Annotated in this window: 15 protein-coding genes; 9 read left to right on the top strand and 6 right to left on the bottom strand. The window is 64.1% G+C overall.

Features of this window, described 5'->3' with window-relative positions; all coding sequences use genetic code 11:
• Window positions 1-71: 71 nt before the first annotated feature.
• Entirely contained in the window at window positions 72-1,205 is a 1,134-nt protein-coding gene (locus RQP55_RS10115; protein ID WP_315610070.1) for a PEP-CTERM sorting domain-containing protein, read from the top strand.
• A gap of 95 nt (window positions 1,206-1,300) precedes the next feature.
• The gene (locus tag RQP55_RS10110; protein ID WP_315610069.1) at window positions 1,301-2,347 is read left to right on the top strand and encodes a tetratricopeptide repeat protein; all 1,047 of its coding nucleotides are present in this window, start codon (window positions 1,301-1,303) and stop codon (window positions 2,345-2,347) included.
• On the opposite strand, the gene RQP55_RS10105 is transcribed toward RQP55_RS10110, so the two are convergent.
• On the bottom strand, window positions 2,344-3,225 hold the full coding sequence (locus tag RQP55_RS10105) for an alpha/beta hydrolase (RefSeq protein ID WP_315610068.1): 882 nt from the start codon (window positions 3,223-3,225) through the stop codon (window positions 2,344-2,346). The two genes, RQP55_RS10110 and RQP55_RS10105, sit on opposite strands and share 4 nt — an antisense overlap.
• A gap of 186 nt (window positions 3,226-3,411) precedes the next feature.
• Between RQP55_RS10105 and RQP55_RS10100 the strand changes: the two genes are divergently transcribed.
• Window positions 3,412-3,576, top strand: coding sequence for a hypothetical protein (locus RQP55_RS10100; protein ID WP_315610067.1), 165 nt, complete (start codon window positions 3,412-3,414; stop codon window positions 3,574-3,576).
• An 82-nt stretch (window positions 3,577-3,658) separates the two neighbouring features.
• On the opposite strand, the gene nadB is transcribed toward RQP55_RS10100, so the two are convergent.
• Together nadB and RQP55_RS10090 are read right to left on the bottom strand one after the other, a co-directional pair.
• Entirely contained in the window at window positions 3,659-5,233 is a 1,575-nt protein-coding gene (nadB, locus tag RQP55_RS10095; RefSeq protein ID WP_315610066.1) for an L-aspartate oxidase, read from the bottom strand.
• 7 nt (window positions 5,234-5,240) lie between these two features.
• Window positions 5,241-6,188 (bottom strand): ABC transporter ATP-binding protein, encoded by a 948-nt coding sequence (locus tag RQP55_RS10090; RefSeq protein ID WP_315610065.1) that lies wholly within the window; start codon window positions 6,186-6,188, stop codon window positions 5,241-5,243.
• Window positions 6,189-6,397: 209 nt separating this feature from the next.
• Between RQP55_RS10090 and RQP55_RS10085 the strand changes: the two genes are divergently transcribed.
• From RQP55_RS10085 to RQP55_RS10060, 6 genes are all read left to right on the top strand, one after another.
• On the top strand, window positions 6,398-6,985 hold the full coding sequence (locus tag RQP55_RS10085; RefSeq protein ID WP_315610064.1) for a DUF4402 domain-containing protein: 588 nt from the start codon (window positions 6,398-6,400) through the stop codon (window positions 6,983-6,985).
• Between the two features lie 39 nt (window positions 6,986-7,024).
• A complete protein-coding gene (locus tag RQP55_RS10080) occupies window positions 7,025-7,258 on the top strand; it encodes a zinc-finger domain-containing protein (protein WP_315610063.1) in 234 nt (77 codons plus the stop codon).
• A gap of 18 nt (window positions 7,259-7,276) precedes the next feature.
• A complete protein-coding gene (gene tldD / locus RQP55_RS10075; protein WP_315610062.1) occupies window positions 7,277-8,707 on the top strand; it encodes a metalloprotease TldD in 1,431 nt (476 codons plus the stop codon).
• Between the two features lie 63 nt (window positions 8,708-8,770).
• The gene (locus tag RQP55_RS10070) at window positions 8,771-9,175 is read left to right on the top strand and encodes a hypothetical protein (protein ID WP_315610061.1); all 405 of its coding nucleotides are present in this window, start codon (window positions 8,771-8,773) and stop codon (window positions 9,173-9,175) included.
• A 69-nt stretch (window positions 9,176-9,244) separates the two neighbouring features.
• A complete protein-coding gene (locus RQP55_RS10065; RefSeq protein ID WP_315610060.1) occupies window positions 9,245-10,210 on the top strand; it encodes an oxidoreductase in 966 nt (321 codons plus the stop codon).
• Between the two features lie 18 nt (window positions 10,211-10,228).
• Window positions 10,229-10,720 (top strand): asparaginase domain-containing protein, encoded by a 492-nt coding sequence (locus RQP55_RS10060; RefSeq protein WP_315610059.1) that lies wholly within the window; start codon window positions 10,229-10,231, stop codon window positions 10,718-10,720.
• Here the strand turns inward: RQP55_RS10060 and RQP55_RS10055 are convergent, their stop codons facing one another.
• The 3 genes from RQP55_RS10055 to guaA form a co-directional block, all read right to left on the bottom strand.
• Window positions 10,721-10,996: a helix-turn-helix transcriptional regulator gene (locus RQP55_RS10055; RefSeq protein ID WP_315610058.1), complete on the bottom strand. Its 276-nt coding sequence runs from the start codon at window positions 10,994-10,996 to the stop codon at window positions 10,721-10,723.
• A gap of 150 nt (window positions 10,997-11,146) precedes the next feature.
• Entirely contained in the window at window positions 11,147-12,361 is a 1,215-nt protein-coding gene (locus tag RQP55_RS10050; RefSeq protein WP_315610057.1) for an FAD-binding domain-containing protein, read from the bottom strand.
• An 86-nt stretch (window positions 12,362-12,447) separates the two neighbouring features.
• The gene (gene guaA / locus RQP55_RS10045) at window positions 12,448-14,007 is read right to left on the bottom strand and encodes a glutamine-hydrolyzing GMP synthase (RefSeq protein ID WP_315610056.1); all 1,560 of its coding nucleotides are present in this window, start codon (window positions 14,005-14,007) and stop codon (window positions 12,448-12,450) included.
• Window positions 14,008-14,021: the final 14 nt, after the last annotated feature.

Raw genomic sequence — 14,021 nt, 5'->3', positions numbered from 1 at the left:
CGCAAACTGGGTCAGGCCCGATAAGTCATTGAATTAATCCTGCAGTTAGGGCAATTTGGAGGTCGCGTCATATGAAGAAGATCAAGCTGAAGGAAACGTCATTCCTTGGCGTTGCCCTGGCCATGAGCGTCGGCGGCCTTAGTGCCACCGCGCAGGCGGCCGCCCTACCCAAGACGGGCGGGACCATCACGATGAACAACCCCGGCCAGGCCACGGACCTTGGCACGGCTGCGGCTGACCGGATCGCTTACGGCAGCTACGGGACCTATGGCACCTATGGCGGATCGGCCGGCAGCGATTCCAAGAAGAGTTCGGCGTCCGGGGCAAAGTCCGGTTCGAAATCGGGCTCGAAGTCCGGGTCAAAGTCCGGTTCGAAATCCGGTTCGAAGTATGGTTCCAAGTACGGGTCCGGCAGCGGTGACGATGGCTACGGCAGTGGTTCCAAGAAGGGATCCAAGTATGGCTCTGGCGGCGATGATGTAGTCTACGGCGGCAGCTCAAAGGGCTCGAAGTACGGCTCCGGCGGCAACGACGACGGTTATGGCTCTGGCTCGAAGAAGGGCTCAACGTACGTCTACGGCGGCGTTGACGACGGCTATGGCTCGGGCTCCAAGAAAGGTTCGAAGTACGGCTCGGGCGGCGGCGACGATGGCTACGGTTCGGGCTCCAAGAAAGGTTCGAAGTACGGCTCGGGCGGCGGCGACGATGGCTACGGTTCGGGCTCCAAGAAGGGTTCGAAGTACGGCTCGGGCGGCGGCGACGATGGCTACGGTTCGGGCTCGAAGAAGGGCTCGAAGTACGGCTCGGGCGGCGGCGACGATGGCTACGGTTCGGGCTCCAAGAAGGGTTCGAAGTACGGCTCCGGTGGCGACGACGGTTATGGTTCGGGCTCGAAGAAGGGCTCGAAGTACGGCTCGGGCGGCGGCGACGGTGGCTATGGCTCAGGCTCCAAGAAAAGCTCCAAGTCATTCGTCGACGGCCCAGGAAACGGTGGCTACCCGCCGGGTGACGACGACACCACAGGTGGCGGTGGCGGCTACCCGACGGGTGACGACGACACCACAGGTGGCGGTGGCTACCCCGGTGGCGGCGGCGGCACCGAGGTTCCCGAACCGGGCATGCTGGGATTGTTCGGCCTGGGTGCGGTTGCTGCCGCCTGGGGGCGTCGCAAGCGCAAGCGCAAGGCGGACAACCAGGGGGCCTGACCAGCCTGGAATGGAAAACGGAAAAGGGGGGCCTCGGCCTCCCTTTTCTCATTTCGAAACCGCCTGCTAACCAATTTTCAGTATGCCCGCAGACCATGATCTGGAAGCATTCCTTGCCCGCGCTGCTGGCCCTTGCCGTGCTTGGCAGCTGTGGCCCGGCGCCCGCCACCCAACTGACGGATATTGATCGGGCGCTTTCCCAGCGGCGCTATACCGAAGCGCGCGACGCGCTGTTGGTCTTACGCAAGCAGGACGCAAACTCGATTGAGACGGTTCGTCGCCTGGCAAAGGTCGAGCTGGAGCTGGAGGATGGATACTCGGCCGAACGCTATCTCGATGAATGGCGGGCGATCACCGGCGAGACTCCAGAATGGGTCACGCACCGGGCGCGGGCGCTGATCCTGCAACGCCGGGCACGCTTCGCTCGTGATTTTCTAGAGCAGGCAAAGCCAGCCGAAGCGGAAGCCGAACAGCGCGCCTGGCTGCTGGTCTGGGCGCTGATGGAAGAGCGGAAATTTGAAAAGGCCGAGCAAGAGGTCATGACGGCTCTGGCCCGTTACCCCCAATCGCCGAACCTGCACGCCCGGGCTGGCCGCCTGATGGCGATGCTGGGCGAGTGGGAGGCCGTCAATCAGCATGTGGCAGAAGCACTTGCCGTTGATCCGCAGCATTACGAATCGCTGATGTTGCTGGGCGAGAGCAGGCTGGCAGAAGACAATCCTGAGGGCGCGCTGGAGCCCTATCGGCTTGCGGCCAAGACCTATCCCGAACTGGCCATCCCCCAGGCCAATGTTGTCAACATCCTGATCGATCTCGGCCAGTTGGAAGAAGCGCAGAAGGTCCTGCGCCCGGCCCTGGCGCGTCACCCGCGCCTCCCCTTGCTGCGGTTCATGTCGGCCCGGCTGGACGCTGCGAACAAGCGCTGGGCCCAGGCACGAGCGACGCTTCAGGCCGTGCCGGCGCCATTCAAGCGGGCGGTTCCCGCGGTGGTCCTGCTGGAAGGCGATGTCGAAGCGGCGCTGGGCAACCAGGCGAATGCGCAGTCGCTTTATGCCAGCATCGCCAATCAGCCCCGGGTGGCCCGGCAGGTCGCCGAACGGCTCAACGCTCCGCCGCCCGGTGCCGCTGGACTGACCGACTAGCGCGCCACCCCGGCGATCGCATCGGCGACTTCGTCGACCAATTCCAGCGGCAGATCGTGGCCCATGCCGGGGATCTCGTGCAGCCTGGCTCCGGCAATATGCGCCGCCGTATCCCGACCGCCTTCAACCCGCACCAGCGGATCATCAACGCCGTGGATCACCAGACTGGGCGCGGTTACGTTTTTCAGGCGCGACCGGCGGCAGCCATCGTCGATGATCGCGGCCAGCTGGCGCCCTGCCCCGGTCGGGTGGAAGCTGCGCTGGAAATCGCGGGTGATGCGATCAACCAGACGGTCCTGCGCCGTCGGATAGGCCGGGCTGCCGATGGCGCGGGCAATCCGCGTCACATGGGGCACGATCTGCTCCAGCGTGGCATTGGCCGGAGGCGGAGTGGTCAGCGCCTTGAAGGCCTCTGGCTTTGCGGGTGGGACCCGGCGGTTGCCCGTGGTCGACATGATCGAGGTGAGTGACAGCGTCCGCTCCGGATAGGTTGCCGCCACCAGCTGGGCGATCATTCCGCCCATCGATGCGCCGACGATATGGGCCTTGTCGATCCCCAGGGCATCAAGCAGGCCAACGGCATCGGCCGCCATGTCGGTAAGGCGGTAGGGCAGCTTGGGACGCAGCCCGAACAGCCGCATCAGAACCACCTTGCGCACATTGGGCACGCCGTGCTCGGTAAACTTGGTCGAAAGCCCGATGTCGCGGTTGTCATAACGGATCACGTGATAGCCGCGGGCCACCAGCGCCTCGACCAGCTCAATCGGCCAGAGCGTCAACTGCGCTCCCAGCCCCATGATGAGAAGCAGTGGCGGATTGGCCGGATCGCCATACCGTTCAACCTCAAGCGCGACTCCATTTGCGGTGACTTGTGGCATCCTGCTTCCCTTCAACGTTCAGTTCTTTTGCGAAATCGCCAAATTCCAAGGCTTCGTTGCGTCATAGTCCCGATTTTTTGGTCCCACGCCAGCCCCGATCCGGCGTTACACCCGGAACGATAGCCAGGCCGTCCGGTTGTTAGGATGTCCCCCAATACCGGCGGGACAGGCCGAAAGGATAATCGAATGGCAAACCAGAACCCAAACCAAAACCAGGGCGGTCAGCGCCAGGGTGGCGGTCAGCAGGCCGACAACCAGGGCGGCACCCCACGTCCGGACAAGAGCGGTCAGGGCGATACCCGCAAAGCCGGCCAGCCTGACGAAAAGAGCGGCAGCCAGAACGGCCGCTAACACGCGCTACTGACCGAACGACAGGTTCCAGCTAGCGTCTGGCAGAGCGGGCCGCTTTTGCGAGGGAGCGGCCCGTTGGCTATTACGGAACAAGCACGGTATCGCGCGCTTCAGGAAGCAGCTTGGGATAATCAAGCGTGAAGTGCAGCCCACGGCTTTCCTTGCGCTCCAACGCGGACCGCACGATCAGTTCAGCGCATTGCAGCAGGTTGCGCAGTTCGATCAGGTCAGTCGAAACGCGGAAGTGGCCGTAATAATCGTCCACTTCCTCCATCAGCAACTTGATCCGGTGCGCCGCGCGTTCCAGCCGTTTGGTAGTGCGGACAATGCCGACATAGTTCCACATGAAGCGGCGGATCTCGGTCCAGTTTTGCTGAATGATCACTTCTTCGTCGCTGTCTGTAACCCGGCTTTCATCCCAGGCGCGGACCGGTGGCGGGGTCGCGAAGCTTTCCCAACGCGCAAGAATATCCGCCGCCGCCGCCTCTCCGAAAACGAAACATTCGAGCAAGCTGTTCGAGGCAAGACGGTTGGCACCGTGCAAACCGCTCTCGGTGCATTCGCCTGCAGCGTAGAGGCCCGGCAGGTCGGTCCTCCCGGCCAGGTCGATAACGATCCCGCCGCAGGTGTAATGCTGCGCCGGCACGACCGGGATCGGCTGTTTGGTCATATCGATACCAAGGCCCAGCAGCTTTTCGTAAATCGTGGGGAAGTGCCCCTTCACAAAATCCACCGGCTGGTGACTGATATCGAGGTGAACATAGTCAAGCCCGTCTCGCTTGATCTCGCTGTCATTGGCGCGGGCGACGATATCGCGCGGGGCCAGTTCGGCCCGCTCGTCGTAGTCGGGCATATAGCGGTGCCCGGTCCTGGGGTTGAGCAAGCGCCCGCCTTCGCCGCGCACCGCCTCGGTGATCAGGAAGTTCTTCACGCCAAGGTTGTAGAGGCAGGTCGGATGGAACTGCATCATTTCCATATTGGCAACCCGGCAACCCGCGCGCCAGGCCATGGCGATGCCATCACCCGTCGCGCCGCGCGGCGCCGTGCTGAATTGATAGACCCGCCCCGCTCCACCCGTCGCCAGGATCGTGGCCCGCGCGGTATGCACCTCAACCTTGCCGGTCTGCTCGTTCAGCGCATAGACGCCCCAGACCCGGCCCGAACCGGAATAGCGCTCCTCGTGCCGCCCGGTGATCAGATCAATGCAGGCGCGGTGCGGCAGCAGGGTGATGTTGGGATGGGCCTCTGCCGCGCGCAGCAAGGCATCCAGCACCGCCCGGCCGGTCGCGTCATCGACATGGACGATCCGACGATGGCTGTGCCCGCCCTCCCGCGTGAGGTGGAGATCCTTCCCCTCGGTATTGAAGGGAACGCCCAGTTCGACCAGGCGGTCAATTGCATGGGGGGCGCGTTCGATCACGAACTCCACGGTTTCGCGGCGGTTGAGGCCCGCCCCGGCGACCATGGTATCGCGGATGTGGTTTTCAAAGGTATCGCCGGCATCGAGCACGGCGGCGATTCCGCCCTGGGCCCAGGCCGTCGATCCGCCGGTCAGCTCGCCCTTGGCCAGGACCAGCACCTTGACCCGTTCGGCCAGTTCCAGCGCCGCGGTCAGCCCCGCCGCGCCCGATCCGACGATGATGACATCGTGGCTCACACCCGGCTCACGCCGCCTGGGCCGCGCTGCTGGTCAGGCTGACGAAGACGTCCTCAAGGTCAGCCTCGCGGGTGCTGACGTCAACAATGCCAAAACCCATGCCCTGGATCAGCGACAGGACTTCACCCGCGTTGCTGCGATCCTTGTCGTAAGTGATCTCCAGCGTGTGATCGCCAGTCTTTTCGCACTTCAGGAATGCCGGATGGACCGGGCATTCCGCCGCGGGGGTATCAACCGTGACCACCACGACCTTTTCACGCGCCATTTCGACCAGTTCGCGGGTCGGCTTGTTGGCGATCAGTTCACCATGATTGATAATCGCAATGCGGTTGCACAGCTCTTCGGCCTCTTCGAGGTAATGGGTGGTCAGCACCACGGTCACCCCATGGGCGTTGAGATCGCTGACCAGTTCCCACAGCTGGCGGCGCAGTTCGACATCGACCCCGGCGGTTGGCTCATCCAGCACGATCACCGGCGGCTGATGGACCAGCGCCTTGGCGATCAGCAGGCGGCGCTTCATGCCGCCCGAAAGGGTGCGCGAATAGGCGTTGGCCTTGTCTGAAAGATGCACCTGCCCCAGCAATTCCAGGCTGCGCCGCGCCGCCTTGGGCACGCCGTAAAGCCCGGCCTGGATATCCAGCACCTCGATCGGCGTAAAGAACGGATCAAAGACGATTTCCTGCGGGACAATCCCGATCGAACGCTTGGCGTTTCGGGGATCCTTATCGATATCAAAACCCCAGATTTCAGCAGTTCCGCTGGTCTTCATCACCATCCCGGCAAGGATATTGATCAGGGTCGATTTGCCCGCGCCATTCGGGCCAAGCAGACCGAAGATTTCGCCCTGCGGCACATCAAAAGACACGCCTTTCAAGGCAAGCTTGCCCTCACCCTGACCGGCGGGGGCGTAGCGTTTGACGAGGTCACGGATGCGAATGGCGGCAGGCTGTTCCATAGCCCTGCTCTTGCGGCAGGATTGGCGCGCCGTAAAGCCCCAGCAAGCCGGCATCTGCTACCCGCACGTTAACCATAATCGCAGAGCAGCCCTTCACCGGTGTCCGGCTATCGGAAAGCGCGCTTCGGACATCGACCGAGGCGCAGGACTTTACCGTAAAGTAAGCATATCTTGATAGGCAATCGCCTGAAGTGAAGGAGAAATCGGGAGTGGATCGTCGCCATCGCCATCTGTTTGCGCCGGGGATGCGCAGCGTTGGCCGTTGGCTTGCGGCTTTACTCACCCTCGCCGGACTGACGGCACCAGCCCCCCTGTGGGCGGGCGAGCGGGCCACCTTGCAGCTTCCGGCAGAAGCCGTGATCGTGACCCAGCTCAGTTTCTTCAAAGTCGACGATCTGGTTTTCGGCCGGATCGCACCGGGCACAACGGCCGGGACCGTAACCATTGCGCCGTCTGGCGCACGCACGGCAACCGGCGGGGTCCGGCTGGTATCCGGGCCGGCCCACCAGCCAGCGTCGTTCGCCGGCAAAGGCAGCTTCAACCAGGCCCTGACCATTTCTATCAATGCAACCAGCCGGACCCTGACCCGGGTCGGCGGCACGCAAACCATGACGATGGACAGCTTCGTGATCGGCAGCACGCCGACCACCAATTTGACCGTGGCCCCGCTGGCTTTCCGGATTGGCTCGGCCACTGGCATGTTCCAGTTTCCGGTCGGGGCCAGGTTGCGGGTGGGGGCAAACCAGACGCCCGGCATTTATCAGGGCAATTTCACCCTGACGCTGAATTACCAGTAGTCTGGAAATCGCCGCGCGCGCCTGCTAGAGGGCGGCGCCATGAGCAACCAGCCCGAAACCGCAACCGTCACCACCACCCGCGTTTCCTGCGATGGCGCCAAAGATATCCGTGGCGGCGCAGCCTTGGGCCACCCGCGCGTTTGGCTGGAAATCGACGAGCGCGGCTATGTCGATTGCGGCTATTGCGACAAGCGCTTCGTGCTGCAGGGCGGCCCGGCCGATGGCGTCGATCCGGCGCAACTGGATGACGTAGCCTCTGGCGCCAGCCGCTAAGCCACCTATATCGGTGGCATGACCATCGATCCGCGCGCCCTGCTCTATCGCCAGCTTGATCCCGCCCAAGCCCAGGCCATCACCCGCGAGGCACTGGCCCGCTGCGACGATGGCGAACTGTTCCTGCAATATACTGCGAGCGAGACCTTCGGGTTCGACGACGGCCGGCTGAAGACCGCCGACTATGCTCGCGAGGCCGGGTTCGGCCTGCGCGGCGTTTCGGGCGAGATGACCGGCTTTGCCCATGCCAACGAGATCAGCGCCGATGCGATCCGCCGCGCCGGACAGACCCTGACCTTGCTCGATCCGGCCGCCAACAAGCTGGCCGCTCCGCCGCGCGCCAGCAACCGCAAGCTCTATACCGATGCCTCGCCGCTTGACCTGATCCCCTTTGCCGAAAAGGTGAAGCTGCTGGAGATGATCGACGCCGCCGCCCGTGCCCGCGATCCGCGGGTGGTGCAGGTTTCGGCCAGCCTTGCCGCCTCGTGGTCGGTAGTGGAGATCGTCCGCCCCGATGGCTTTGTTGCCACCGACGTGCGCCCGCTGGTGCGGCTTAATGTCGGAATCGTTGCCGAACAGAACGGGCGGCGCGAGACCGGCAGCTTCGGCATCGGCGGACGCCGGCTATATGACGACCTGTTCGCGCCTGAAACCTGGAACCGCGCGATCGACTCTGCGCTGGCCCAGGCGCTGGTCAACCTGGAAAGCGTTGCCGCTCCTGCCGGCGAGATGACTGTCCTGCTCGGCCCAGGCTGGCCCGGCGTGCTGCTGCACGAGGCGGTTGGCCACGGGCTTGAAGGCGATTTCAACCGCAAGGGCACCAGCGCCTTTTCGGGCAAGATCGGCCAGCGCGTCGCTGCGCCGGGGGTGACCGTGGTTGACGATGGCACCCTGCTGGGCGTGAACGGCCAGGGCCGCCGCGGCTCGCTCTCCATCGACGATGAGGGCACGCCTACAGCCGAGACCGTGCTGATCGAGGACGGGATCCTGAAAGGCTATATGCAGGACCGGCTCAATGCCAGGCTGATGGGGGTAGAGCCCACCGGCAATGGTCGCCGCGAATCTTATGCCCATGCCCCGATGCCGCGCATGACCAACACCTTCATGCGCGCCGGGAATGACGATCCGGCCGAGCTGCTGAGCCGCGTGAAGAAGGGCATCTTCGCCAAGAGCTTTGGCGGCGGGCAGGTCGATATCGTTTCGGGCAAGTTCGTGTTTTCCTGCACCGAGGCTTACCTGGTCGAAAACGGCAAGCTGGGCGCACCAATCAAGGGCGCGACGCTGATTGGCGATGGGCCGACCGTGCTGACCAAGGTTTCGGGCATCGGCAATGACCTGGCGATCGACGAAGGCGTTGGCATCTGCGGCAAGGGTGGCCAGTCGGTCCCCGCCGGAGTTGGCCAACCCAGCCTGCTGGTCGATGGCCTCACGGTCGGCGGGACAGCGTGATTTGTCAGGCGCAGTTCAGCATCCTGTGCTAATCTTGCAAGCCTGATCATTCGGAGAAGCCCCATGCGTGCCCTTGCCATTGTCCTTGCCGCCTCGGCGCTGGTCGCCGGCGGAAGCGCCCTCTCCGCCAAGCCGAAGCTGACCCCGCAGCAGCGGCTTGAAAAGCTGCTCGAAGGCCGGGTGGCCGGTAAGCCGACCACCTGCATCTCGACCAGCGACACCCGCGATATGGAAATTATCGATGGCGTGGCCCTGGTCTATCGTTCGGGCAGCACGCTTTACGTGAACCGGCCCAAGAACCCCGAAGACCTCGATTCCGATGATATCCTGGTGATCCGCCCCAGCGGCAGTCAGCTCTGCCGGCTCGATATGATCCATACGGTTGATCGGGTTGGCCACTTCACCACCGGGTTCATCAATCTGGGTGACTTCGTCCCCTATCGGCGCGCCAAGCAGACCGAACGCTAAGCCTATTCCACCTTGCCAAAGGCGCCGTTGCGCCGCACCTTGCGTGGAATAACGTGCAGGGAGAGCATGATGGCCACGGCCCAGGCACCAATAGGTTCACCTTTCGGCTACCGCTCAACCGCGATGGACGTGGTTGCGGGGATCGACCTGACCGGCAAGATCGCCTTCGTGACGGGCGGATATTCGGGACTTGGCACCGAGGTGGTGCGCGCCCTCGCATCTGCCGGCGCCCGCGTCCTTATCGGTGCACGGCGACCCGACAAGGCGGCGGCCGATCTGGCCGGTGTTAGCGGCGCGTTTGAAATCCTTGAGCTTGACCTTTCGGACCCCGCCTCGATCGACGCCTGCGCCGAGGAAGTCGCCCGCCGAACCGGCCAGCTGCACATCATCATCAATAACGCCGCGATCATGGCCTGCCCGCTGGCCCGCGATGCGCGCGGTTATGAAAGCCAGTTCGCCACCAACCACCTCGGCCATTTCCAGCTGACGGCGCGGCTCTGGCCGCTCATCAAGGCTGCACAAGGTGCGCGGCTGGTATCGGTTTCGTCGATCGGCCACCGCCTCAATGGCTTGTCGCTTGATGATCCGAGCTTCGAACATCGCGACTATGACAAGTGGCTGGCCTATGGGCAGGCCAAATCTGCCAATGCCCTGTTTGCGCTGCAGCTTGACAAGCTGGGCGCGCCCCATGGCCTGCGCGCTTTTTCCGTCCACCCCGGAGGGATCGTGACACCACTGCAACGCCACCTGACGATCGACGAGCAAAAGGCGATGGGCTGGTTCGATGTCGAAGGTAAGGTCCACCCGATGTTCAAGACCCCGGCGGAAGGGGCATCAACCTCGGTCTGGTGCGCCACCTCGGCGCTGCTCGATGGCATGGGCGGGGTCTATTGCGAGGATTGCAACATTGGCATGCTTGTCAGCGATCCGCCGCCACTCGCAAGCGGGGTCTGGCCGCATATCTGCGACACGGCGCTGGCGGCAGCGCTGTGGGACAAGTCCGAAGCGATGACCGGGGTGGCGTTCCGCCCCTGAGCAGGGGTATGGCGAGGCATGACCACAGGCATCCTCGTCCTCACCACCGGCGGCACGATCGACAAGAACTATTTCGACGCGCTGTCGGAATACCAGATCGTTGACAGCGGCATCCCGGCGCTGCTGGCCGAGGCGCGGGTCGCCCTGCCATGCCGGGTGGTGGAGCTGATGCGCAAGGACAGTCTGGAACTGACCGATACTGATCGCGCAGCGATCGCCTCTGCCGCACGCGAAGCGCCGGAAACCCGGATCGTCGTCACCCACGGGACCGATACGATGACCGAGACGGCCAGGGTGCTGGCAGCCGAAGTGCCCGGCAAGACCATCTGCCTGACCGGCGCGCTCAGTCCGGCGCGCTTTGCCGAGACAGACGCGCCATTCAACCTGGGCATGGCCTTTGCCTGCGTCCAAACCGCCACGCCGGGGGTCTGGATCGCGATGAGCGGCCAGGTGTTTGATGGATTGAAAGTGCGGAAGGACCGCGCGGCCGGAAAGTTCGTCGCGCTCTAGTTACTGGGCCGAGAGCTGGCGGCGCAGCGACGCGGCCACGCCTTCGATGTCCAGGCCAACGACCTTGGCATAGGCCTTGGCGAAACCCATGATGTAGATCCGGCTGGCAAAGATCGAAAAATCGTCATCCTCAAGCGCGCGCAGGAACCGCGTGCTGACCTTGGTCCGCGCAGCCATTTCCTCAAGCGAGAGGTTGTTGGCAACGCGTGCGCACATCAGCGCCGCGCCAACACTTTCGCTTTGGGCGACAAGGCTCTTGTAATCTTCAAAGCTCAATTGCCCTCTCCTCCCCAGAGAGAATGACGCATCTGCGACCGCCGCTTGTGCGAATCGCCTGAGCCCTCCGCTTACCTCAAGTTATCCACAGGGTCGAATCGCTTTGCCGCGATAACGGCTGCCGGCGCGACCCTGGCCGGGCTGAATTGCCTAGAGCAGCCGCGGCTGCGCGGGATCCAGCACCAGCCGGGCAATCACTGCGGGCAGGCTGGTCTTGAGCTTGAAGAACCCCGCAGTGGCGCGGGGCCAAAGCAGATCATCCCAGGCCCGCCGCTGCTCAATCAGCTGCGCGCCGCCAGCGGCCAGCCGCACCGCCAGGTCATCAAGCTGCCACCGGATCAGGCCCGCTGGCGCCTGCGCCGTAATCAGCGTCGACAGTCCCCGCCCGGCCAACCAGGTCGGCAGGTCTGCGGCCGCAACCTTCATGCAAGGCACCCCGAAGTGGGCCACTACCCGCGCCGCGGCATCGTCTAGCGCCCCCACCGAGAACCGCGCAGCAGGGCTGTCTGGTACTGCAACAGAAGCACTGGGAAGCATGGCAATCGCCCGCACCTCTCCCGCCAGGTCCCAGCTTTCCGGATGAAGGTCTTCCTCGGTCAGCAAGAGCGCGCAGGGGCCGCCATCGTGGCGCTGCGCAGCGGCCAGCGGCGCGGCGGGCAAGGGCGGCTCTGCTTCGGCCAGCGGCAGTGCGGCTTCGTTGAGTTGCCCATATGGCGCAAACCGCCCGGCCGTATTGCGGGCGATATTCTCGGCCCTGGCCAGGTAATGCTTGCCCTGGGTATGCAGCCCGGCGACCCAGCGCCACGACAGCGTGTTGGAAGCCGGATCGGCATCGAGCAGGTGCTTGTAAAAGAAATCGGCGCCCAGCTGCCACGGCAGGCCCAGGGTGAAAATCCACACGCTGGCAAACCACATCCGCGCATGGTTGTGGATCCAGCCAAGGCTGCGCAGCTCTTCCACCCAGGCATCGAAGCAGGCGATTCCGGTTGCGCCATCGGTTGCGCGGGCGAACCGCGCTGCCAGGCCGCGATCGCGTTCGAGCGCGGCCTTGAGCGCGATCCGCTCGGCATTGAACCGCTCCAGCGTGCCGGGCCGCAATTCAAGCCAGCCCTTCCAATAGGTCCGCCAGGCCACTTCCTGGATGAACTTTTCAGCAGCTGCGGCGCTGTGACGGCCCAGAACCGCCGCGATTACCTCTTCCTCGGTGATCAGCCGGCGGCGCAGCCAGGGCGAAAGCGCCGACACATTGCTGCGGTCAGCCGGGCCGAGGTCAAGATTGCGGCGATCGGCATAGGCGCGTCCCGCATAGGGGAGGAATTCAGCCAGCCGGGCCAGGCCGGCGGCGCGGGTCGGGGTCCATTCCATCCCCTGCCGCTAGGCGCGACAGGGCCTGCCGTCAGCCCGGCCTTTGGACCGGTGGCTAGCGGCCCGACACTGCGGCTCTTAGCGGCTTATTCCCACTCGATCGTGCCGGGCGGCTTTGAGGTATAGTCATAGACCACGCGGTTGATACCCTTGACCTCGTTGATGATCCGGGTCGCGACGCGGCTGAGGAAGGCGGCATCGAAGGGATAGATATCGGCGGTCATGCCATCGGTGCTGGTCACGGCGCGCAAAGCGCAGACGTTGTCGTAAGTGCGGCCATCGCCCATCACGCCCACGGTCTTGACCGGCAAGAGCACGGCAAAGGCCTGCCAGATCGCATCGTAAAGCCCGGCATTGCGGATTTCTTCCAGGTAGATCGCATCGGCCTTGCGCAGCACATCGCAACGCTCGCGTGTGACTTCGCCGGGGATGCGGATCGCCAGACCCGGCCCCGGGAAGGGATGGCGGCCCACGAAGACATCGGGCAGGCCCAGCTCGCGGCCCAGCTCGCGCACTTCATCCTTGAACAGTTCGCGCAAGGGTTCGACCAGCTGCATGTTCATGCGCTCGGGCAGCCCGCCCACGTTGTGGTGACTCTTGATCGTGACCGAAGGCCCGCCGGTGAAGGAGACTGACTCGATCACATCGGGGTAGAGCGTGCCCTGGGCCAGGAAATCGGCCCCGCCCACCTGTTTGGCTTCTTCCTCGAACACATCGATGAAGGTCTTGCCGATGAACTTGCGCTTGGCCTCAGGGTCGGTCACGCCGGCCAGGCCGTTCAGGAACAGCGCCGAGACATCCTTGTGCACCAGCGGAATGTTGTAATGGCCGCGGAACAGGCTGACGACCTGATCGGCTTCGCCCATCCGCATCAGGCCGTGATCGACGAAGACGCAGGTCAGCTGATCGCCAATCGCCTCGTGGATGAGCACGGCGGCAACGGCGGAGTCGACGCCGCCCGACAGGCCGCAGATCACCTTGCCCTTGCCGACCTGGGCGCGGATTTCCTCGATCTTGGTCTTGCGGAATTCGGCCATGGTCCAATCCCCGGCCAGGCCGCAGACATGACGGACGAAATTCTTGAGCAGCTTGCCGCCATCGGGGGTGTGGACCACCTCGGGATGGAACTGCATCGCATAGATGCGCTTCTCATCATTCGCGATCACCGCATAGGGCGCGCCGGGGGAGCTGGCGACCGGTCGGAAGCCAGGGGCCAGCGCGGTCACCTTGTCACCGTGGCTCATCCAGACCTGATGGCTTTCACCCTCCGCCCAGAGCCCATCGAACAGCACGCAGCGGTCCGAAATCTCGATAAAGGCGCGGCCAAACTCGCCACTGTCACCCTGCAGCACTTCGCCGCCCAGCTGGTGCATCAGCGCCTGCTGGCCATAACAGATGCCCAGCATCGGCAGGCCGCTGGTCAGGATCTCGTCCGGAATGCGCGGGCCGTTCGCATCGAGCACCGAGGCCGGACCGCCCGAAAGGATGATCCCCTTGGGCTTGATCCGCGCAAAGGCGGCGGCGGCGTGGCTGAACGGGGCGATTTCGGAATAGACCCCGGCCTCGCGCACGCGGCGGGCGATCAGCTGGGTAACCTGGCTGCCGAAATCGACGATCAGGATCGAATCTGAAGGCTGGATGCTCATGGCTGGCCGATAAG

The sequence above is a fragment of the Novosphingobium sp. APW14 genome (genome assembly GCF_032337075.1).
Taxonomy (GTDB): Bacteria; Pseudomonadota; Alphaproteobacteria; order Sphingomonadales; family Sphingomonadaceae; genus Novosphingobium.
Note: the sequence above shows the minus strand (reverse complement) of the source record. Positions and strands in the feature narration are given on the sequence as shown.

What these genes read in the sequence shown, in the direction of transcription:
- RQP55_RS10115 (WP_315610070.1), top strand. Translation starts at nt 72, where the DNA reads ATGAAGAAGATCAAGCTGAAGGAAACGTCATTCCTTGGCGTTGCCCTG.
- RQP55_RS10110 (WP_315610069.1), top strand. Translation starts at nt 1,301, where the DNA reads ATGATCTGGAAGCATTCCTTGCCCGCGCTGCTGGCCCTTGCCGTGCTT.
- RQP55_RS10105 (WP_315610068.1), bottom strand. Translation starts at nt 3,225, where the DNA reads ATGCCACAAGTCACCGCAAATGGAGTCGCGCTTGAGGTTGAACGGTAT.
- RQP55_RS10100 (WP_315610067.1), top strand. Translation starts at nt 3,412, where the DNA reads ATGGCAAACCAGAACCCAAACCAAAACCAGGGCGGTCAGCGCCAGGGT.
- RQP55_RS10090 (WP_315610065.1), bottom strand. Translation starts at nt 6,188, where the DNA reads ATGGAACAGCCTGCCGCCATTCGCATCCGTGACCTCGTCAAACGCTAC.
- RQP55_RS10080 (WP_315610063.1), top strand. Translation starts at nt 7,025, where the DNA reads ATGAGCAACCAGCCCGAAACCGCAACCGTCACCACCACCCGCGTTTCC.
- tldD (WP_315610062.1), top strand. Translation starts at nt 7,277, where the DNA reads ATGACCATCGATCCGCGCGCCCTGCTCTATCGCCAGCTTGATCCCGCC.
- RQP55_RS10070 (WP_315610061.1), top strand. Translation starts at nt 8,771, where the DNA reads ATGCGTGCCCTTGCCATTGTCCTTGCCGCCTCGGCGCTGGTCGCCGGC.
- RQP55_RS10065 (WP_315610060.1), top strand. Translation starts at nt 9,245, where the DNA reads ATGGCCACGGCCCAGGCACCAATAGGTTCACCTTTCGGCTACCGCTCA.
- RQP55_RS10060 (WP_315610059.1), top strand. Translation starts at nt 10,229, where the DNA reads ATGACCACAGGCATCCTCGTCCTCACCACCGGCGGCACGATCGACAAG.
- RQP55_RS10050 (WP_315610057.1), bottom strand. Translation starts at nt 12,361, where the DNA reads ATGGAATGGACCCCGACCCGCGCCGCCGGCCTGGCCCGGCTGGCTGAA.
- guaA (WP_315610056.1), bottom strand. Translation starts at nt 14,007, where the DNA reads ATGAGCATCCAGCCTTCAGATTCGATCCTGATCGTCGATTTCGGCAGC.